Below are 18,983 nucleotides of genomic sequence, written 5' to 3' on the forward strand. Positions count from 1 at the left end.
GCAAGGTGCCGGTGATCGTCTGACGCGTCGTTCATTTCCCGCTGTTTTGCCGGTTGGGATGCTTGTCTTTACATGGTCAAGGCTGATTGCTGGCGGCAGCTTGCCGTCTGCCTTGGCATGGCGGCGTGAACCGGCCGGGAAAAAGCGGGAGCGCGACCGCCACGGCCGCGCCCCTCGGGAGTGCCGGCGACAGGCGCCGGCGGGGAGAACGCATCAGAAGTGCTTTGCCACCGTCAGGTACAGGCCACGACGCGGCCCGAACTGCGGGGCGCCGACGCCGATGCCGGAACCGTCGCGGATTTCATAGGTGCGGTCGAAGGCGTTGATCAGCGCCAGCTGCGTGTGCAGCTTGCCGGTGCCGGCGAAGTGGAAGTCGTGCGAGACGCTCAAGTTCACCTGCATGTAGGCCGGCATGTGATCGCCATTGGGAACCGCGCCATCGCGGCGCAGGCCTGAGCCGAACAGGTAGTCGGCACCGATGCGCGTGCCGTCGGCGAAGTGGTAGCCGATACCGCCCGAGGAGGTGATCTTCTGGTCGTGGTCCAGGTGAATCCAGTTTGAGTAGATGTAGCTAAGATCATCCGGCTGGAAGTTGTACTGGCCGGTGATCACGCGCTTGCCCATGGCCTTGTTGTAGGCCACGTTGAAGTAGGCATTGAAGGTGCCATTGTCGTAATTGACGCTCAGCTCGTTGCCACGGATCTTGCCCTGGTCGAAGTTGAAGGTGGAGAAGATCAGCGCGGCGCCGAACTGGCCTTCATCCTGCAGACGGCGCACATTGCGCACGTAATTGTCCAGCCCCACCGTCAGGTTCGGCGTGACCTGCTGCTGGATGCCCAGGTCGTAGTAATCGGCGCGTTCGGACAGGGGCAGGATATTGCCCACATCGGCAATGGCGTTGGTGGTGCCATCGAACTTGTGAATGTCCGAACGGGCGATCAGCTCGGTGGCCGGCGGCGTGAAGTAGCGCGCGTAGCCGGCGTGCACGGTGGTGTTGTCGGTGGCCTGCCAGACCACGCCAAGGCGCGGGCTGAGCTGGCTTTCGGTGCGCGAACCCATGCTGTACTGGTCGCCGCGCAGACCATAGTTGATGGTCCAGTTCTCGCTGACATCCCACTCGTCCTGCAGATAGGCGGCGCTGGTACGCGCTTCCAGGCTGGAACCGTCATAGATGGCTATCGGCGTGGTGCTGGTCTGGTTGCCGTCGGCGTCGGCCGGGAACACCAGGGCGTGGTTGGACGAACCGGCATTCTCGAACTGCTGGTAGATGCCGTAGCGCAGGGTGTGGTTCTGACCCAGCGGCGTGGACACATCCAGCTGCAGGGTGTCGGCGCGATTGCTGCGGCCGATATCGGCGGCAATGCCGTTGAACATCAGGTCGCCGACGGTATCGGGGGCAAAATCGATCGACGAATAGCGCTGGCCCAGCGACACCTGATAGGCGCTGTCACCCAGCTTGCCCTGCAGGGAGAGGATGCCGAAGCGGGTTTTTTCCTGCTGATTCTCGTTCAGATCGGCCGAGTTGAACTGGGTGCGATCCATGTAGGCGAACGATGGATCCTGGCCCGGGTTGTTCGGGATCTGGAAGCGGTTGTTGGTGATGCCGAACATGAAACTCAGGCGGGTATCGGCGTTGATCAGGTAGGAAAGGTCGCCAAAGCCCTTCACCTGGTGGGTGTCGTCGTGGATCGGCTTGCGGCTGGCGGTCGGGTTTTCGATGCCCGCTTCATTCTTCAGATAGTTGGCGGTGAAGAAGTAGCTCCAGCGCCCGGAGCTGCCAAACAGCGACACGAACGGGTTGATGGTGCCGAACGAGCCGCCGGTGACGCCGATGTCGCCACCATTGCCCAGCGCATGGCCGGACTTGGTGGTGATGTCGACCACCGCGGCGGTGCGGTCGCCGTACTGGGCCGGCAGGGCACCGTCGAGCAGCTTCACGTTCTGGATCAGGCGTGTGTCCAGGGTCTGGCCGAAGCCGCCAATGCTCTCGGGAATCAGTACACCATTGACGCGGTACTGCAGGTTGGCGTGGTCGCCGCGAACGTGCATCTGGCCGAACGAGTCCTGCACCACGCCCGGTGCCTGCAGCAGCACCTGGTTGAGCGGCGTGGAGTCACCCTGCGGCAGTTGGGCGATGGCCTTGGCGTCAATCACGTACTGACTGGAGCCAGTTTCCGGCGACAGGCTGTTGCGGGCACGGTCGAGCGCGGCCGACACGCTGACGGCATTGATCTGCGTGACCGGCTTGCCGCCGTTGCCATTGCCCGGGGCGTTCTGGGCCTGGACGGTTAGGGGAAGCAGGGCCGCGGCAACGGCGGCGCACAGAAGACGCTTGCGCATGAGGTTTCTCTTTGGATGGGGGAGCGGATCGGGGTATCCGGAAACTGTTACCGAATAACATTACAGTTACAGTATAAAGTAACATTTTCCGCCGCCAAACCTGTCCAAAGTCATGCACGGTGCGCTCACGCGCCTGTCGGGGTGGGTGATTGTGTAACGGCGCCCACGCTACCTAGTATTCGCTCATGGCATCACATTCGCATTCCCATCATCATCACGGGCATGACCATCATGGTCACGGCCATGCGCACGGCAGCGAACGGCAGTTGCTGTTCGCGTTTGTGCTGACCAGCCTGATGCTGTTCGTGGAAGCCGGCGGTGGCTTCTGGTCCGGCTCGCTGGCCCTGCTGGCCGATGCCGGGCACATGCTGGTGGATGCTGCGGCCCTGCTGCTGGCCTACATGAGCGCCAAGTTCGCGCGGCGTCCGGCCGATGAGCGGCGCACCTTCGGTTATGCACGCATGGAGGTGCTGGCCGGTTACTCCAATGCACTGGTGCAGTTCATCCTGGTGGCATGGATTGCGGTGGAAGCGATCATCCGTTTCTTCCAGCCCACGCAAATCCTGTCCGGCATCATGCTGAGCGTGGCCATCTTCGGACTGGTAGTGAACGCCCTGGTATTGCGTGTGTTGCATCACCACGACGAGGACGACGTCAACATTGCCGGCGCCAGTCTGCACGTACTGGGGGACCTGCTGGGCTCGGTGGGCGCCGTGCTGGCCGCACTGGCGGTGCGCTGGCTGGACTGGAACTGGGCCGACCCGGCGCTTTCTCTGCTGGTGTCGCTGTTGATTCTGCGCAGCGCCTGGCATCTGCTGCGCCGCTCGGGGCACATTCTGCTGGAAGGCGTGCCCGATGGCCTGGAAACGCCGGAAATGGCCCGCACCCTGGCCGATGCCGATGCCGGCATCGAGGGCGTGCATCACCTTCATGTTTGGCAGCTGGCATCCGGCTCGCGTATGGCCACCCTGCACGCACACCTCAATGAAGGCGCCGACGAACGCACCGCCATGCTGGCCATCAAGAAGGTACTGGCCGACCGTTATCAGGTGCGTCATGTGACGGTCCAGGTGGACCCGGGGCGTTGTCTGGATACTCACGCCCAGTGCGCCAGCGGGGGCAGTCATTGACCTGAACGCCGCCCGCACGGCGCTGGGTGTCACCGATTGCGCAACATGGGTGCCTTGCTACACCATCGATCTTCCTATCCAAGGTCAACAGGAGCTTCGCATGGGCAAGGGTGACCGCCGCACCGCACGCGGCAAGATCTATCGTGGCAGCTATGGCCGCTCGCGTCCGCACAGTGCCCGTACCACCGTGGCCGACAAGGCCGTGGTGAAGGGGGCCAAGAAGCCGGCGACGCGTCGCAAGTCGGCCTGAGCGAGCCCGCCACGCCCGCCATGGGCATGGCGGTGTGAGCGTTGAAAAGGGCTCTGCCGAGGCGGGGCCCTTTTTCTTTGGGCGCAAGCACACATTGCGCTTGGCCTGTATCGACCGCTACAATTCCGCTTCTGTCCACGCCGTGCGTGCGCGGACGGTACCTTGCCTCACCGCATCCGCGGGAGGCTGCCACCCCCGGCCCGTCCGCATGCGGTCGGGGTGACATCCTTAAGGAGACAACATGCGTCATTACGAGATCGTGTTCCTGGTCCACCCGGACCAGAGCGAACAGGTTCCGGCCATGATCGAGCGCTACAAGGCGCTGATCGAAGGTGCCGAGGGTTCCATCCACCGTCTGGAGGACTGGGGTCGTCGTCAGCTGGCCTATCCCATCCTGAACCTGGCCAAGGCTCACTACGTGCTCATGAACATCGAGTGCGACCAGGCCACCTTGGACGAGCTGGAATCCGGCTTCCGCTTCAACGATGCCGTGCTGCGTCACCTGATCGTCAAGCGTGACGAGGCCGACACCGAGCAGTCGCCCATCCTCAAGAGCAAGGAAAAGGAAGACGCCAAGTCTTCTCCGCGTCGTCGCGATGATGACGACAGCGGCAACAACCGCGAGGAGCGTCGGTCCAGCAAGGACGATAGCGACGACAGCGACGACAACAACGATAGCGACGACTGATACCGGAGCCTGACATGTCCAAGTTTTTCCGCCGCCGCAAGTTCTGCCGCTTCACTGCCGAAGGTGTGAAGGAGATCGATTACAAGGATCTCAACACCCTGCGTCAGTACATCACCGAAACCGGCAAGATCGTGCCCAGCCGCATCACCGGCACCAAGGCCCGCTACCAGCGCCAGCTGGCCACGGCCGTCAAGCGCGCCCGCTTCCTGGCGCTGCTGCCGTACACCGACAACCACGACGTCTGATCGTCGGGGGAATAGGCATACAGGGAGTGGGGCATCGAGCCTGGGCCGTCATGGAGCGGTGCTTGCTTCGATTCTCCATTCCCATTTGTCCATTCCCATCATTCGGACACCCGTCCACGGCTGCGTCGGCTTATCCGGTCGGCGCTAACGAACAAGAGAGAGTCCCATGGATCTGATCCTGCTGGAAAAAGTGAAGAACCTCGGCAACTTGGGTGACAAGGTCACCGTGAAGCCGGGCTTCGGTCGCAACTACCTGCTGCCGCAGGGCAAGGCTGTGCCGGCCACCGCCGAAAACCTGGCCGCCTTCGAGCAGCGTCGCGCCGAGTACGAGGCCAAGGCCAAGGGCCTGCTGGACGCCGCCGAGGCCCGCAAGGCCAAGATCGACGGCGCCGAGGTCACCATCGCCGCCAACGCCAGCCCCGAGGGCAAGCTGTACGGTTCGGTGAGCCCGCGCGAAGTGGCCGAGGCGCTGACCGCCAAGGGCCTGGAAGCGGACAAGGGCGAGATCATCCAGCCCGAAGGTGCCATCCGCACCACCGGCGAGTACGAGGCCTTCGTGGTGCTGCACGCCGACGTGCAGGCTGCGATCAAGGTGATCGTGGTCGCCGAATAAGGCACCTTGCACGTACAAGTGTTTGCGAACGGGCGCCCGCTGTGGCGCCCGTTTCGTTTGTGGTGTCGTTGCCGGCGACACCGCCCGGCGCGGGGCTTGCCTCTATGGCGAGTGCCGGCCGATGCGTATCATGGCTTTTGAATCTGCCGGGGTATCACATGGCCGCGTTTGCCGACCGCAATCAGGAATCACGTCCGTCCCAGACCGACACGCTGCGCGTGCCGCCCAATTCCATCGAGGCCGAGCAGGCCGTGCTGGGTGGCCTGATGCTGTCGCCGGAGGCGTTCGACCGGGTCGCCGACAAGCTGGTCGAGGAAGACTTCTATCGCCGCGACCATCGCCTGATCTATCGCGCCATCAACGAGCTTTCCAGCAAGGGCATGCCGTGTGATGCGGTGACCCTGGGCGAGTGGTTCGAAGGCAACAGCCTGGCCGAGGCCATTGGCGGCTCGGCCTATCTGATCGAGCTGGCCAACGCCACGCCCAGCGCCGCCAATATCAGCGCCTACGCCGATATCGTGCGCGAGAAATCGGTGTTGCGCCAGCTGATCGACGCCGGTACCTCGATTGCCGATGATGGCTATCGCCCCGAAGGTCGCAGCACGCAGGAGGTGCTGGAAACGGCCGAGCAGCGCGTGTTCAAGATCGCCGAGGCCGGCTCGCGCGGGCGCAAGGAATCGGTGTCGATGCGCGATGCGGTGAAGGAGGCGTTCCGCATCCTGCATCACCGCTACGAGAACCGTGGCAAGCTCACCGGTATCCCGTCCGGCTTTGATGATCTGGACGAAATGACCGCCGGTCTGCAGCCTTCGGACCTGATCATTGTCGCGGCGCGTCCGTCGATGGGTAAAACCGCCTTTTCGGTGAACATCGCCGAGAGCGCGGCCATGCGCAGCAAGAAGGGCGTGATCATCTTCTCGATGGAGATGTCGTCCTCGCAGCTGGCCTTCCGTCTGATCTCCTCGATGGGCCGCATTCACCAGCAGCACCTGCGTACCGGTGACCTGGCCGAGGAAGACTGGCCGCGCGTGACCTCGGCCATCACCATGCTGTCGGAAACCAAGATCTTCATCGATGACACGCCGGCGCTGTCGCCGGTGGACCTGCGTTCGCGCGCACGCCGCATCCAGCGCGAGCACGGCGAACTGGGCCTGATCGTGATCGATTACCTGCAGCTGATGCAGGTGCCCGGAAACAAGGAGAATCGCGCCACCGAAATTTCAGAAATTTCGCGTGGACTAAAGGCGCTGGCCAAGGAGCTCAATGTACCCGTGATCGCCTTGTCGCAGCTCAACCGCTCGTTGGAGCAGCGCGCCGACAAGCGTCCGATGATGTCCGACCTTCGCGAATCGGGCGCCATCGAGCAGGATGCCGACGTGATCCTGTTCATCTATCGCGACGAGTACTACAACCCCGAATCGCCGGACAAGGGCCTGGCCGAAATCATCATCGGCAAGCAGCGTAACGGCCCCACCGGCACGGTGAAGCTGACCTTCCTGGGCCACTTCACCAAGTTCGAGAACTACGCGCCCGAATCGTTCTCCGGCGCCTTTGAGTGAGCCAGGTGGGGAATGGGCGTCCGGAATAGGGCGTCGGCGTCAGGCAACGCCTTGACCGTCAACGAAGCCCGACCGCCTTTTCCATTCTCCATTCCCCAATTCCGCTTCCCGACCAACCCCGCATGAGCCGCCTCGCCACCGCCACTATTCACCTTGACGCCCTGCGCCACAATCTGGCGCGCATCCGCGACATGGCCGGTGAGGCGAAGGTGATGGCGGTGGTCAAGGCCGATGGCTACGGTCACGGGCTGGAGCGCGTGGCGCGGGCGCTGGCCGGCGCCGATGCCTTCGGCGTGGCGGCGATCGCCGATGGCTTGCGCCTGCGCGCGGCCGGTCACGATCAGCGCATCGTGGTGCTGTCGGGCCCGGACAGCGCCGCCGATCTTGCCGAGATGCGCCGGCTGAAGCTTGAGGCGGTGATCCATCACGACAGTCAGCTCGACTGGCTCAAGGCCGACGCCGGCGAGCCGCTGCGGGTCTGGCTGAAGGTCGATTCGGGCATGCACCGGCTGGGCTTTCCGGTCGAACGCGTGGCCGAGGTGCGCGCGCAACTGGCGGCGATGCCGGCGGTGCATGACGAAGTGGTGTTCATGACCCACTTTGCCGCCTCCGACGAATTCGACAACGCGCTGACCGCGCAACAGATCGCCGCCTTCAGGCAGGCCACCGACGGCTTGCCCGGCCCGCGTGCGCTGAGCAATTCCGCGGCGGTGCTCGGCTGGCCGGCCGCGCGCGGCGACTGGCTGCGCGTCGGCGGTCTGATGTACGGGCTTTCCGTGGTCGCAGGCCAGACCGGGGCGGATTTCGGGTTTCGCCCGGCGATGAGTCTGGCCACGCGGCTGATCGCCATCAATCGCCTGAAAGCCGGGCAGCGGCTGGGTTACGCCGCCACCTGGCAGGCACCCGAGGACATGCCGGTGGGCGTGGCGGCCATCGGCTACGGCGACGGCTATCCGCGCAGCGCGGTATCGGGCACGCCGGTGCTGGTCCATGGCCATCGCGCCGAGATCATCGGGCGTGTCTCGATGGATCTGGTCACCATCGACCTGCGCGAGGTCCCGCAGGCGGCGGTGGGTGATGCGGTCACGCTGTGGGGGCCGCAGCTTCCCGTCGAGCACATTGCCGATCAGGCCGGCACCATCAGCTACGAGCTGACCTGCGGCATGACCCGACGCGTGCTGTTCGTCGAGGACGACGGCTAAACTCCAGGGGCGCGTATCGCCTGTTGCGACGGGCATCGGCTAGGCTTGATGCATTCGCCGAGCCCTTCCACGCTTCCAAGGACCTCCATGGCCAAGGCCAAGCCCAAAAGCAAAACCGTCTACGTCTGCGGCGACTGTGGCGCCGAGCACAACAAGTGGCAGGGCCAGTGCGCCGAATGCCACGCCTGGAACACGTTGAGCGAGTTCGTGGTGCAGCCCGCGCCATCGGCGGTGGCAAGCGTCGGTGCGCGTCGCAGCGGTTACGCTGGCGAGGCCACGGGCGCGCCACGGGTGACCGCGCTGACCGAGGTGGCGGCCACGGCCGAATCGCGTGCGCTGACCGGCATCGGCGAACTGGATCGCGTGCTCGGCGGCGGTCTGGTCGACGGTTCGGTGGTGCTGATTGGTGGTGATCCGGGCATCGGCAAGTCCACCTTGCTGCTGCAGATGCTGGGCAGTCTGGGCGAGGCGCTGGCCGGACTGTACGTGACCGGTGAGGAATCGCTGGCGCAGGTGGCCGCACGCGCGCAGCGCCTGGGCCTGCCACTGGGTCCGCTGAAGGCGCTGGCCGAAACCTGCATCGAGCGCATTCTGGAACAGGCCGTGGCCGAGCGCCCGCGCGTGCTGATTGTCGACTCCATCCAGACCATCTGGACCGAGCAGCTGACCGCGGCGCCCGGTTCGGTCAGTCAGGTGCGCGAATCGGCGGCCAAGCTGACGCGCTTCGCCAAGGAAACCGGCACCAGCGTGCTGCTGGTGGGTCATGTGACCAAGGAGGGCGGCATCGCCGGCCCGCGTGTGCTCGAACACATGGTCGATGCCGTGTTGTATTTCGAGGGCGAATCGGGCAGCCGTTTCCGCGTGCTGCGCGCCTTCAAGAACCGTTTCGGCGCGGTCAACGAGCTGGGCGTGTTCGCCATGTCCGACAAGGGCCTGCGCGAAGTGCCCAATCCTTCGGCCATCTTTCTGTCCACTCATTCCGGGCCCACCCCCGGCAGCGCGGTCATGGTGACCCGTGAGGGCACGCGCCCCTTGCTGGTGGAAGTGCAGGCGTTGGTCGACCAGTCCTCGCTGGGCAATCCGCGCCGTGTCGCGCTGGGCTTGGAGCAGAACCGCCTGGCCATGCTGCTGGCGGTATTGCATCGCCATGGCGGCGTGGCCGCCTATGATCAGGATGTGTTCGTCAACGTGGTCGGCGGCATTCGCGTGCAGGAAACAGCCGCCGATCTGCCGGTGCTGCTGGCGGTACTTTCATCCCTGCGCGACCGGCCCTTGCCGGAGCAGACCATCGCTTTTGGCGAGGTCGGGCTTTCCGGCGAAATCCGGCCCGTGCCCAACGGCGAAGAGCGCCTCAAGGAAGCGGCTACGCACGGCTTCAAGCGCGCCATCGTGCCCAAGGCCAATGCGCCGAAGAAAACCAAGGTGGGCGAGATGCAGGTGATAGCCGTGGAACGCCTGGCCGAGGCCATCGATGCCTGCATTTGAGGGCGAGGAGTGAGTTGAGAGGAGTGAGAAGTGAGAGAAAGCGCGCTGGCGTGGGTTAGGCTGCGGGCGGCAAGGTGCCGCTCTCACTCCTCACTTCTCTTTTCTCACTTCTCGCCCTTTCACATCGGCCGGTGCATGATCATCTCCAGCACGAATTTCGAGCCGAAGAAGGCCAGCACCAGCACGGCCATGCCGGTAAGCGTGAGGTTGACCGCGCGGCGACCGCGCCAGCCGTGTTTCCAGCGGCCCCAGAGCAGGGCGCCAAACACCAGCCAGGCGATCACTGACAGTACGGTTTTCTGCAGCAGGTTCTGACCGAACAGGTTGTGCACGAAGACAATGCCGGTGACCAGGGTCAGCGTGAGCAGGGTGAAGCCGGCATGGATCAGCCGGAACAAGAGGCCTTCGGTCATGGTCAGCGGCGGCAGCGCGCGCAGCCAGGGGCCAAAGTTGCTGCGCCGCAATGCGCGCTCCTGCACCGCCAGCAAAATGGCCAGCACCGCGGCGATCGACAGCACGCCAAAGGCCAGCAGCGCCACGGTGACGTGCAGCTTGATCTGCCAGTCCATCGGCATCGGGTGCGTGGGCGGTGCCAGGAACGAATCCACCGCCAGCAGCAGGGCGGTCAGCGGAAACACGATGACACCCAGTCCGGCCACCGGGCGCGACATGTTCATCAGCAGCGTCATTGCCGCGACCACGCAGGCCACCAGCGAAAGGGCCGCGAAAAAGTGCAGGTCCAGCGCGCCACGATGCATGCCCAGCAGCACGCCAATGTGCAGTAGCACGGCGACGGTGGCCATGCTCAGCGCGGTGCCGCTCAATGGCTTGCGGCCGCTCAACAGGGGCCGGGCCAGCGCGCCGGCAGCGGCCAGATAAAGAACGATGGCGAGGGCGGCTGGAAGGGCGAGTGACATGGTGCTAAGTGTGGCACAGCACCTGGCATGCGGGAATGCGGCAACGCGGCCTACTTGCAATATTTAGATATTTGCCTAAATATCTACGCATCGACGATGCAGTGGCAGATGCGGCGGCACACATGCGACAGCAGGACGTATTCAAGGCCATGGCCGACCCGACGCGACGCGCCATTCTCAAGCGCCTGCGTGGTGGCGCCTTGAGCGCGGGTGAGATTGGCGAGGCATTCGACATCACGCCGGCCTCGCTGTCGCATCACTTTGCCGTGCTCAAGCGTGCCGACCTGGTGCGCACCGAGCGCCGCGGCCAGTACATCGTCTATTCGCTCAACAGCACCGTGGTCGAGGAGGTCACGCGCATGGTGCTGGATGTGTTCAACGCAGGTGGCCGCGAGGCCGGAGGCCAGTGATGCAACGTCAAGGCATGTGGGTGTCGGGGTTGTTTGTGGTGATCGCCGCCGTCGCGGCGCTGTGGTTGTATCCGCAACTGCCGGCGCGGGTGCCGGTGCACTGGAATGCGCACGGGCAGATCAATGGCCTGTGGACGCGGCCATGGGCGGCGCTGTTTCCGGCGGCGATGGTGGCGTTGCTGGCGGCGTTGACCGTGCTGCTGCCGAAGATTTCACCGCGTCGCTTCGAGATTCGTCCGTTCGGCCGGGTGTTCGTGCTGATCATGCTGGCCACGCAGGCGCTGGTCCTGGTGGTGGGGCTGGCCACCCTGATCTCCGCCGCGGGGCATGCCGTGTCGGTGCCGCGAGTGGCGATACTGGCCGTGGGTGTGCTGCTGATGGTGCTGGGCAATTACATGGGCAAGTTGCGCAAGAACTTCTTCGTCGGCATTCGCACGCCGTGGACGCTTGCCAGCGAGGCGACCTGGGAGCGCACCCACCGTGCCGGCGGGTGGGTATTCATGGCGGCAGGGCTGTTGGTACTGGTGGGCACCCTGATGGGCTTGCCGCTTGGTGTGGCAATTGCGTTGATTATCGCGGCGGCTTTGCTGCCGGCGCTGTACTCCTTTTTTGTCTACTGGCGCCTGGAAGGCAAGGCCAAGCGGTGAGGTACATCCGGCGTCGCCGGCCTTTTTTGACGGGAGAGAGCAGATGAAGCGTTTGGCGTACCTGGCTTTGGGTTTGCTGGTCTCGGCGCCGGTACTGGCGGCGCCGCCACCATGCATGCAGCGCTCCAGCGCGCTTTTGCAGGCGCTGAAAAAGCACGATTACGCAGGGGCGGTGAGTCATTTCGATGCTCGCGTGCATGCGGTGGTTACCGTCAAGCGCCTGCGCCAGGTGTGGGAAACCGCGTTGCCCAACCAGTTTGGTGCCTATGACCCGGCAGCTGTCGGGCAGGTGGCCAAACAAGGGCCCGATGGCGTGGTGGTCACGCCGCTGCACTTTAAGCACGGCTGGCTGCATATGCGGGTGGCCTGTGATGACGCCGGCGCGATCTCCGGCTTCAGATTCCTGCCCGGCAAATCGCCTGCGCCCGATGACGTCGAGCATGCGCCCAAGCCGGCTTCGGGGCCCTGGGGCAGCAGTCAGCCGACGCAGGTAGCCTCGCCGTGGGGGCCGTTGCCGGCGCTGTTGACCCTGCCGCGTGGCAAGGGCCCGTTTCCCGCCGTGGTGCTGGTCGGCGGGTCCGGACCGCACGACCGCGATGAGCGCATCGGTCCCAATCGTCCGTTCATGGATATCGCAAGGGGGCTGGCGGCGCATGGCATTGCCTCGTTGCGCTATGACAAACGCACCTATGTCTACCCGGTGAAGTCCGAGCAGGACACGCGCCTGACCATCGACGACGAAGTGACCGATGACGCGGTCACCGCATTGCGACAACTGGCTGCCAACGAGCAGGTGGATCGGCGGCGTATCTTTGTGGTCGGGCACAGCCTGGGCGCGATGATGGCGCCGCGTATCGGTCAGCGCATGCCTGGCCTGGCCGGATTGGTGCTGCTGGCCGCCCCGGCGCGTTCGCTGCTGGACGTGCTCGCCGAGCAGACGCGTACCCTGGGGCCGAAGCAGGGGCTTTCATCGGCGCAGCTGAAGTCGGCCGAGGCGGGCATCGATCATGAGCGTCGTCTGCTTGAAAAGGCCGATCCGGCGCATCCGCCGAAAAAGCCGTTCATGGGCGCTCCGCAAAGCTACTGGTTGAGCCTTGATGGTTATCATCAGGTGGCGGTGGCGCGCTCGCTGCACATGCCGCTGTTGATCGTGCAGGGCGGGGCCGACGTCCAGGTTTCGCCCACGCAGGACTTTGCGCGCTGGAAAACGGCGATGGCCGGACGCGCACACGTCCGCTTTCGCCGCTTTGACGGCTTGAGCCATCTATTCATGCCGGCGGGAAAGACCGGCAATGCGGCCGATTACATGCGGCCGGCCCATGTGGCGCCTGGGGTGATCGACGCCATCGCTGACTGGATCAAAACCCAGCCGCCGGCGCCAAAGCGTGCCGGGCGTGCGCTCTGATAGAATGATCCACCGATTAACGTCTTGATACCTGCCGATCCATGTTTGAATCGCTCAGCCAACGCCTTTCCGGTACCGTCCAGCGCCTGCGTGGCCGCGGACGGCTGACCGAGGAAAATATCCAGGAATCCCTGCGCGAAGTGCGCATCGCCCTGCTCGAGGCCGACGTGGCCCTGCCGGTGGTGCAGGCGCTGATCGCCCGCGTCAAGGAGCGTGCCGTCGGTCAGGAGGTGCTGACCAGCCTGAGCCCGGGCCAGGCCTTGGTGAAGGTGGTCAGCGATGAGCTGACCGCGGTCATGGGCGAGGCCAATGAGCAGCTCAACCTGGCCACGCAGCCGCCGGCCATCGTGTTGATGGCGGGCCTGCAGGGCGCCGGCAAGACCACCACCGTGGCCAAGCTGGCACGCCTTCTGAAGGAACGCCAGAAGAAGAAGGTGATGGTGGTCAGCTGCGACGTGTACCGTCCCAACGCCATCGACCAGCTGCAGACCCTGGCCGGCCAGGTCGGCGTCAACTTTTTCCCCTCGCAGGCCGGGCAGGACCCGGTGGCGATCGCGCGCGCTGCGGTCGAGGCCGCGCGTCGAGAGCTGTGCGATGTGCTGATCGTCGATACCGCCGGTCGTCTGCATGTCGACGAAAAGATGATGGAAGAGATCAAGGCCCTGCATCAGGCCATCTCGCCCATCGAAACGCTGTTCACGGTCGATGCCATGACCGGTCAGGACGCGGCCACCACCGCCAAGGCGTTTGCCGAGGCGCTGCCGCTGACCGGCGTGGTGCTGACCAAGACCGATGGCGACGCCCGTGGTGGTGCCGCGCTGTCGGTGCGGCACATCACCGGCAAGCCGATCAAGTTCCTGGGCGCCGGCGAGAAGACCGATGCGCTGGAACCGTTCCATCCCGATCGCGTCGCGCAGCGCATCCTCGGCATGGGCGACGTGTTGTCGCTGGTCGAGGAGGTGGAGCGCAAGGTCGATCGCGACAAGGCGCAGAAGCTGGCCAAGAAGGTGGTCAAGGGCAAGCGCTTTGACCTCAACGACATGCGCGAGCAGCTTGAGCAGATGGTCAACATGGGCGGTCTGGCCGGCCTGATGGACAAGCTGCCGGGTGTCTCGGGCCTGCCTGATGCGGTCAAGTCGAAGGTCAACGATGGCGAGGTCAGGCGCATGATCGCCATCATCAATTCGATGACCAAGCAGGAGCGTCGCCACCCGGATCTGCTCAAGGGTTCGCGCAAGGCGCGCGTGGCCCGTGGCTCGGGCACGCAGCCGGCCGACGTCAACCGTCTGCTCAAGCAGCACATGCAGATGTCCAAGATGATGTCCAAACTGGGCAAGGGCGGCGGCAAGGGCCTGATGCGCCAGATGCGTGGCGCCATGAAGGGCATGGGTGGCATGGGCGGCGGTTTCCCGCCGATGCGCTAAAGGGTGCATACTCTCGTGCACGGCGCCCGCTTCCGGGCCGGGTGCCGGGGCCTTCACGCAGGGGATGGGGCGCGGCGGACCCTGCGCGAGCGTTTTATTGCGCCAAAGGCCTTTCTTTTTCCGCAGTTTCCGTTAAAATGCCGCGTTTACCACGCACCGTCGCGTGCGACTGCCGGTGCCCCGGCAAATCGGAGTTTTAAGATCATGGTGAAGATTCGTCTTGCGCGCGGCGGCGCCAAGGGCCGTCCGTTCTACCACATCGTCGTGACCGACCAGCGCAACAAGCGCGATGGCCGCAATATCGAGCGTGTGGGTTTCTACAACCCGGTTGCCTCTGGCAACGACAAGCGTCTGGAGCTGGACGTCGACAAGGTGCAGACCTGGGTCGGCAAGGGTGCCCAGATGACCGACAAGGTCCGTGCCCTGTTCAAGGAAGCGGACAAGCAGGCCAAGGCGGCTGCGTAATGTCCGATCCCGTACGGCGCGTCCGCATGGGGCGCATCGTCGGGGTGTACGGCGTGCGTGGCGAGGTCAAGCTTGAATCCTGGACCGAGCCACGCGAGCGCATCTTCGACTACCAGCCCTGGCTGCTAAGCGCAGCGCCGGGCAAAGCGTCGAGTCAGGTGCGCGGCATCAAGGGCAGGGCGCAGGGCAAGGGGCTTGTGGCCCAGCTGCCAGGCGTCGAGAACCGCGAGCAGGCCGCCGCCCTGATGGGCAGCGATATCCTGATCGAGCGTGATCAATTGCCTGCGCCCGAGGACGGTGCCTTCTACTGGTTCGATCTCGAAGGTCTCGAGGTCGTCAATCGCGAAGGCCACGTGCTGGGCAAGGTGGATCACCTGTTTGCCACCGGCGCCAACGATGTGATCGTGGTGCGTGATGGCGACCGGGAGATCCTGGTGCCGTTCGTGCGCGACGTGTATGTCCTGTCCATCGACCTGCAACAAGGTCGCATGGAAGTGGACTGGGATCCGGACTTCTAAGGCAAGCGCCGGAGGAGAGGCGGCCTGACCGCCGACGAGCTTTGAACCATGCGCGTCGACGTCATTACGCTGTTTCCGGATTTCATCAACCAGTCGGCCGACGTCGGCGTGGTTGGAAGGGCGCGAAAGCGCGGATTGCTTCAGGTGCAAACCTGGAACCCGCGTGATTTTGCCCACGACAATTACCGTACCGTGGACGAGCGCACCTGTGGTGGCGGCCCCGGCATGGTGATGTTGATCGATCCCCTGCGCGAAGCACTGGGGGCGATCCGTGAAGCGTCCGACGCACCGGCGCATGTGATTTACCTCAGCCCGCAGGGACCGCGGCTGACGCAGAAAAAGGTCGAGTCGCTGGCCGCCAGGCCGCGCATTACCCTGCTCTGCGGGCGATACGAGGGAGTCGACGAGCGCTTTGTGGCGCATGAAGTCGACGAGGAACTATCCATCGGCGACTACGTGTTGTCCGGTGGCGAGCTGGCCGCAGCGGTGTTGATCGACGCCGTCGGCCGGTTGCAGGACGGCGCGTTGAACGACGCGCAGTCGGCGCAGCAGGACTCGTTCTCCGATGGCCTGCTGGACTGCCCCCACTACACGCGGCCGGTTGAGCATGCGTTGGGGGCGGTGCCGCCGGTACTGCTTTCGGGTGATCACGCGGCCATTCGCCGCTGGCGCCTGAAACAGTCGCTGGGGCGGACCTGGTTGCGCCGACCGGACCTGCTGGCGCGGCGCGCACTGGACAAAGAGTCCCGCGCGCTGCTTGAGGAATTTCGCCGCGAATATCTCGCGGCCCAACGACTTGAGGCCAAGACCGGGCCCCAGGACTGAAAACATCGGTGGTGTGCCATGAACAAGATCATTGAACAGTTCGAATCCGAGCAGATGACCCGCCAGCTGCCGGACTTTGGCCCGGGTGACACGGTGGTGGTCAACGTCAAGGTGACCGAAGGCAACCGTGAGCGCCTGCAGGCGTTCGAGGGCGTCGTCATTGCCAAGAGCAACCGCGGCCTGCATTCGTCCTTCACCGTGCGCAAGATGTCGCACGGCACCGGCGTGGAGCGTGTGTTCCAGGCCCACAGCGCGCTGATCGACTCGGTGTCGGTCAAGCGCAAGGGTAAGGTGCGCGGCGCCAAGCTGTACTACCTGCGTGGTCTGGAAGGCAAGGCTGCCCGCATCAAGGAAGACATCGCCGCCGCCCAGGCTGCGAAGGAAGCTGCTGCCGCCGCGCGCAAGTAAGCGCGACGCGGTACGGGGCTTCGCCCAGCGCGAGGCTCCGGGTTTCAAGCAGTATCCAGGTCAAGCGCATGGCGCCTAAGGTGCCGTGCGCTTTGGCGTGTCTGTCCAACGGGTATCTTGTACTGTTGAATCGATGGCCGGGTCTGGCGAGTCGGATATAAAGTGCTATGCCTTGTGCGCTGGCACCGTCCCGCGCGCCGGGGGCCTGTGCGTCGTGGGGGCTCACCGGCAGAGCAGGGGCGTGACCACGGGAGGGCGCGCGCGTATTGCCACTGATCGCGGTGGCCGACACGCTTGGGCAGGGGCCTGATCAGATGATCACGTCCAGGGCCATCACCTTTTCCGGCTCCTGCAGGAAGTTGCCCTGCACGAAGTCGACGCCGCAGGCGAACAGCAGCGAGGTGCTGGCGGCATCCTCCACCCACTCGGCCACGGTCAGCTTGCCCGACTCGCGGGCCTGCTGGCAGATCGAACGGATGCGCGCCTGATTGTCCGCATGCTGGGGCAGGGCGGCCATGAAGTTGCGGTCAATCTTCAGATAGTCGGCGTCGATGTGCTTGAGCACCTGGAACGAGTTCAGGCCCGAGCCGAATTGTTCCAGGGCAAAGTCGATGCCCAGGCGCTTCAGAGTGGCGACGAAACTCTGCGCGCTCTTCAGCCCCGTCAGCACCTTTGCTTCCGGACATTCCAGTACCAGCGCGTGCGGGCGGATGGCTGCTTCGCCCATGCGCTGGGTCAGCCAGGGCAGCAGGCTGGGGTCTTGCATGGTTTCGGCGGTCACCTTCACGAACAATGTGCAGGTCTGGCCCTCGCTCTCGCGCTGACGCAGCATGTCGATGGCGCGGGAAATCACCCAGCGGTCGATCTGTGGCATCAGTCCGTGATTTTCCGCAACGGGCAGGAAATAGCTGGGAGGCACTTCGCCATTGGGCCCGTTCATGCGTAGCAGAATCTCGTGGAATTCGCCTTCGGCATCCTGCAGGCTGACCACCTGCTGGTAGTACAGCACGAAACTGCCGTCGGCCAGCGCCTGCGTGACTTGCGCCAGCCAGCCGCGTTCGCGCGCGGCATCTTCCTTTTCCCGTGCCGCTGGGTCATGCAACTGGTGATGGTTGGCGCCCTGGGTCTGCGCGCTGCGCAGTGCGGCGGAGGCCTGCTCGAGCAGTTGCTGGGTGTTTGCGTTCTTCTCGCCCAACAGGCTGCCGCCAATGCAAAGCGTCAGGCTGATGGAGTGTTCGCCGGCGTCGAACAGGTGCTCGGTGACATGCAGCTGCATATGCTCGACCAGGGTGCGAACCTGTTCGTCGCTATGCCCGACCAGCATCACACCCAGTGTGTGGTCGCCCAGGCGGCCGGCGAAGTCATCCTCTCCCAGCCCGTCGCCGATACGCTGGGCGAGGCTGTTGAGCAAGGCATCGGCGTTGGCCAGGCCGATCGCATCCACTGTTTGCGGCCAGTGGTCCGGCTCGATCAGCAGCAAGGCCTGGCTGGTGACGCCTTCGGTCGCCTTGGCCACGGCCTGGTCGATCAGTTCGAGCATGTGGCCGCGGTTGTACAGGCCGGTCACCAGATCGCGCTGCAGCTGCTCGGCCACGGCCGGGTCGACCAACTGGCGGCGGAACACTATCTGCAGGCAGGCCTCGCCCTCGAAGCTGGCCTGGGAAAACTCAAGCACCGCGTCGAACTGGCTGCCGTCGGCGCGCTGTGCGGTCACTTCCACGCGCTGCGGCGGCTTCTCGCCGCGCGCCAGCCGCTTGAGCAGGGCCTTGAAGGTATCGGCGTCCTTGGAGGCGACCATGTCCAGCAGGGTCAGGCCTTCCACGTCGTCGAACGACTCGTAGCCGAACATCTCCAGATAGGCGCGGTTGGCGCGTACGTGCATGCCTTCGTGCACGTAGGCGATCGGGTCGCGCGAAGAGTCCAGCAGCGCATCGCAACGGCGTTCGCATTCGCGCAGCGAGGCTTCCAGTTTGCGCACCTGGCGGCGCGTGCTCAGCCACTCGAACTCGCGCTGCACGGTCAGCAGCACTTGCTGTTCACGGCCTCGTGTAGCCACGGCGCGGATGCCCAGCGCAAACATGCTGGCCAGCACGTCATCATTGATCACATCGACCAGCGCCACCAGGGCGAAGTCCTTGCCGGTGGCGTCCAGGTGGCGCACCACGGCGGCCGCGTCCAGGTCACGCGTATCGGGGTTGAGCAGCGCCAGGTCCGGCGCCTGCTCGTCGAGAATGGCTTCCAGCTGCGCTTCGTTGGTGGCCTGGGACGGGCGCACGGCAATGCCGTGATTGCGCAGAAGGCTGATGACTTGCTCGGCATCCTCGATCGAGTCTTCCACGAACAGGATGCGTATGACGTTATCTTGCTTCATTCGGCACGGCAGGCGTCGTCGGGGCAGCGCCGCAGGGCGCAGGCGGCCACGCCCGAAGGTGGGCGCAGCAAAGCCTTGTTT

Annotated in this window: 19 protein-coding genes; 16 read left to right on the forward strand and 3 right to left on the reverse strand. The window is 64.6% G+C overall.

Features of this window, described 5'->3' with window-relative positions; genetic code table 11:
- Positions 1–213: 213 nt before the first annotated feature.
- Entirely contained in the window at positions 214–2,340 is a 2,127-nt protein-coding gene (locus HBF24_RS05780) for a TonB-dependent receptor (protein WP_167170356.1), read from the reverse strand.
- A gap of 185 nt (positions 2,341–2,525) precedes the next feature.
- Here HBF24_RS05780 and HBF24_RS05785 point away from each other — a divergent pair, with 185 nt between their 5' ends.
- The 8 genes from HBF24_RS05785 to radA all read left to right on the forward strand — a co-directional run bounded on the left by HBF24_RS05785 (position 2,526) and on the right by radA (position 9,512).
- Positions 2,526–3,470, forward strand: coding sequence for a cation diffusion facilitator family transporter (locus HBF24_RS05785; RefSeq protein WP_167170359.1), 945 nt, complete (start codon positions 2,526–2,528; stop codon positions 3,468–3,470).
- 100 nt (positions 3,471–3,570) lie between these two features.
- Positions 3,571–3,720 (forward strand): 30S ribosomal protein THX, encoded by a 150-nt coding sequence (locus HBF24_RS05790; RefSeq protein ID WP_167170363.1) that lies wholly within the window; start codon positions 3,571–3,573, stop codon positions 3,718–3,720.
- A 241-nt stretch (positions 3,721–3,961) separates the two neighbouring features.
- On the forward strand, positions 3,962–4,408 hold the full coding sequence (gene rpsF, locus HBF24_RS05795; protein ID WP_167170366.1) for a 30S ribosomal protein S6: 447 nt from the start codon (positions 3,962–3,964) through the stop codon (positions 4,406–4,408).
- Positions 4,409–4,422: 14 nt separating this feature from the next.
- Positions 4,423–4,653 (forward strand): 30S ribosomal protein S18, encoded by a 231-nt coding sequence (rpsR, locus tag HBF24_RS05800; protein ID WP_167170369.1) that lies wholly within the window; start codon positions 4,423–4,425, stop codon positions 4,651–4,653.
- 166 nt (positions 4,654–4,819) lie between these two features.
- The gene (gene rplI, locus HBF24_RS05805) at positions 4,820–5,266 is read left to right on the forward strand and encodes a 50S ribosomal protein L9 (RefSeq protein ID WP_167170372.1); all 447 of its coding nucleotides are present in this window, start codon (positions 4,820–4,822) and stop codon (positions 5,264–5,266) included.
- A gap of 158 nt (positions 5,267–5,424) precedes the next feature.
- Complete coding sequence (locus tag HBF24_RS05810) at positions 5,425–6,825, forward strand: replicative DNA helicase (protein WP_167170374.1); 1,401 nt, start codon at positions 5,425–5,427, stop codon at positions 6,823–6,825.
- A 122-nt stretch (positions 6,826–6,947) separates the two neighbouring features.
- Positions 6,948–8,027 (forward strand): alanine racemase, encoded by a 1,080-nt coding sequence (gene alr / locus HBF24_RS05815; protein WP_167170377.1) that lies wholly within the window; start codon positions 6,948–6,950, stop codon positions 8,025–8,027.
- Between the two features lie 87 nt (positions 8,028–8,114).
- Positions 8,115–9,512 (forward strand): DNA repair protein RadA, encoded by a 1,398-nt coding sequence (radA, locus tag HBF24_RS05820; RefSeq protein WP_167170379.1) that lies wholly within the window; start codon positions 8,115–8,117, stop codon positions 9,510–9,512.
- A 119-nt stretch (positions 9,513–9,631) separates the two neighbouring features.
- Here the strand turns inward: radA and ccsA are convergent, their stop codons facing one another.
- Positions 9,632–10,429: a cytochrome c biogenesis protein CcsA gene (ccsA, locus tag HBF24_RS05825; protein ID WP_167170382.1), complete on the reverse strand. Its 798-nt coding sequence runs from the start codon at positions 10,427–10,429 to the stop codon at positions 9,632–9,634.
- Between the two features lie 122 nt (positions 10,430–10,551).
- Here ccsA and HBF24_RS05830 point away from each other — a divergent pair, with 122 nt between their 5' ends.
- From HBF24_RS05830 to rplS, 8 genes are all read left to right on the forward strand, one after another.
- Positions 10,552–10,839, forward strand: coding sequence for an autorepressor SdpR family transcription factor (locus HBF24_RS05830; RefSeq protein ID WP_167170383.1), 288 nt, complete (start codon positions 10,552–10,554; stop codon positions 10,837–10,839).
- Positions 10,839–11,486, forward strand: a complete 648-nt coding sequence (locus HBF24_RS05835) for an SdpI family protein (RefSeq protein ID WP_206064212.1) — start codon at positions 10,839–10,841, stop codon at positions 11,484–11,486. The genes HBF24_RS05830 and HBF24_RS05835 overlap by 1 nt, the downstream gene beginning before the upstream one ends.
- Before the next feature lie 43 nt (positions 11,487–11,529).
- Positions 11,530–12,891 (forward strand): alpha/beta fold hydrolase, encoded by a 1,362-nt coding sequence (locus tag HBF24_RS05840; protein WP_167170388.1) that lies wholly within the window; start codon positions 11,530–11,532, stop codon positions 12,889–12,891.
- A gap of 41 nt (positions 12,892–12,932) precedes the next feature.
- A complete protein-coding gene (gene ffh / locus HBF24_RS05845; RefSeq protein WP_167170391.1) occupies positions 12,933–14,315 on the forward strand; it encodes a signal recognition particle protein in 1,383 nt (460 codons plus the stop codon).
- A 204-nt stretch (positions 14,316–14,519) separates the two neighbouring features.
- Positions 14,520–14,780, forward strand: coding sequence for a 30S ribosomal protein S16 (gene rpsP / locus HBF24_RS05850; protein ID WP_167170394.1), 261 nt, complete (start codon positions 14,520–14,522; stop codon positions 14,778–14,780).
- Positions 14,780–15,298: a ribosome maturation factor RimM gene (gene rimM, locus HBF24_RS05855; RefSeq protein WP_167170397.1), complete on the forward strand. Its 519-nt coding sequence runs from the start codon at positions 14,780–14,782 to the stop codon at positions 15,296–15,298. The genes rpsP and rimM overlap by 1 nt, the downstream gene beginning before the upstream one ends.
- 48 nt (positions 15,299–15,346) lie before the next feature.
- The gene (trmD, locus tag HBF24_RS05860; RefSeq protein WP_167170400.1) at positions 15,347–16,123 is read left to right on the forward strand and encodes a tRNA (guanosine(37)-N1)-methyltransferase TrmD; all 777 of its coding nucleotides are present in this window, start codon (positions 15,347–15,349) and stop codon (positions 16,121–16,123) included.
- A gap of 18 nt (positions 16,124–16,141) precedes the next feature.
- Entirely contained in the window at positions 16,142–16,531 is a 390-nt protein-coding gene (gene rplS / locus HBF24_RS05865) for a 50S ribosomal protein L19 (protein ID WP_167170403.1), read from the forward strand.
- Positions 16,532–16,841: 310 nt separating this feature from the next.
- Here the strand turns inward: rplS and HBF24_RS05870 are convergent, their stop codons facing one another.
- A complete protein-coding gene (locus HBF24_RS05870) occupies positions 16,842–18,902 on the reverse strand; it encodes an EAL domain-containing protein (RefSeq protein ID WP_167170406.1) in 2,061 nt (686 codons plus the stop codon).
- Positions 18,903–18,983: the final 81 nt, after the last annotated feature.

Origin of the sequence: Oleiagrimonas sp. C23AA (genome assembly GCF_011759385.1) — a bacterium.
Lineage (GTDB): Bacteria > Pseudomonadota > Gammaproteobacteria > Xanthomonadales > Rhodanobacteraceae > Oleiagrimonas.

Coding starts and splice junctions, on each gene's coding strand:
- HBF24_RS05780 (WP_167170356.1), bottom strand. CDS start 2,340: ATGCGCAAGCGTCTTCTGTGCGCCGCCGTTGCCGCGGCCCTGCTTCCC.
- HBF24_RS05785 (WP_167170359.1), top strand. CDS start 2,526: ATGGCATCACATTCGCATTCCCATCATCATCACGGGCATGACCATCAT.
- HBF24_RS05790 (WP_167170363.1), top strand. CDS start 3,571: ATGGGCAAGGGTGACCGCCGCACCGCACGCGGCAAGATCTATCGTGGC.
- rpsF (WP_167170366.1), top strand. CDS start 3,962: ATGCGTCATTACGAGATCGTGTTCCTGGTCCACCCGGACCAGAGCGAA.
- rpsR (WP_167170369.1), top strand. CDS start 4,423: ATGTCCAAGTTTTTCCGCCGCCGCAAGTTCTGCCGCTTCACTGCCGAA.
- rplI (WP_167170372.1), top strand. CDS start 4,820: ATGGATCTGATCCTGCTGGAAAAAGTGAAGAACCTCGGCAACTTGGGT.
- HBF24_RS05810 (WP_167170374.1), top strand. CDS start 5,425: ATGGCCGCGTTTGCCGACCGCAATCAGGAATCACGTCCGTCCCAGACC.
- alr (WP_167170377.1), top strand. CDS start 6,948: ATGAGCCGCCTCGCCACCGCCACTATTCACCTTGACGCCCTGCGCCAC.
- radA (WP_167170379.1), top strand. CDS start 8,115: ATGGCCAAGGCCAAGCCCAAAAGCAAAACCGTCTACGTCTGCGGCGAC.
- ccsA (WP_167170382.1), bottom strand. CDS start 10,429: ATGTCACTCGCCCTTCCAGCCGCCCTCGCCATCGTTCTTTATCTGGCC.
- HBF24_RS05830 (WP_167170383.1), top strand. CDS start 10,552: ATGCGACAGCAGGACGTATTCAAGGCCATGGCCGACCCGACGCGACGC.
- HBF24_RS05835 (WP_206064212.1), top strand. CDS start 10,839: ATGCAACGTCAAGGCATGTGGGTGTCGGGGTTGTTTGTGGTGATCGCC.
- HBF24_RS05840 (WP_167170388.1), top strand. CDS start 11,530: ATGAAGCGTTTGGCGTACCTGGCTTTGGGTTTGCTGGTCTCGGCGCCG.
- ffh (WP_167170391.1), top strand. CDS start 12,933: ATGTTTGAATCGCTCAGCCAACGCCTTTCCGGTACCGTCCAGCGCCTG.
- rpsP (WP_167170394.1), top strand. CDS start 14,520: ATGGTGAAGATTCGTCTTGCGCGCGGCGGCGCCAAGGGCCGTCCGTTC.
- rimM (WP_167170397.1), top strand. CDS start 14,780: ATGTCCGATCCCGTACGGCGCGTCCGCATGGGGCGCATCGTCGGGGTG.
- trmD (WP_167170400.1), top strand. CDS start 15,347: ATGCGCGTCGACGTCATTACGCTGTTTCCGGATTTCATCAACCAGTCG.
- rplS (WP_167170403.1), top strand. CDS start 16,142: ATGAACAAGATCATTGAACAGTTCGAATCCGAGCAGATGACCCGCCAG.
- HBF24_RS05870 (WP_167170406.1), bottom strand. CDS start 18,902: ATGAAGCAAGATAACGTCATACGCATCCTGTTCGTGGAAGACTCGATC.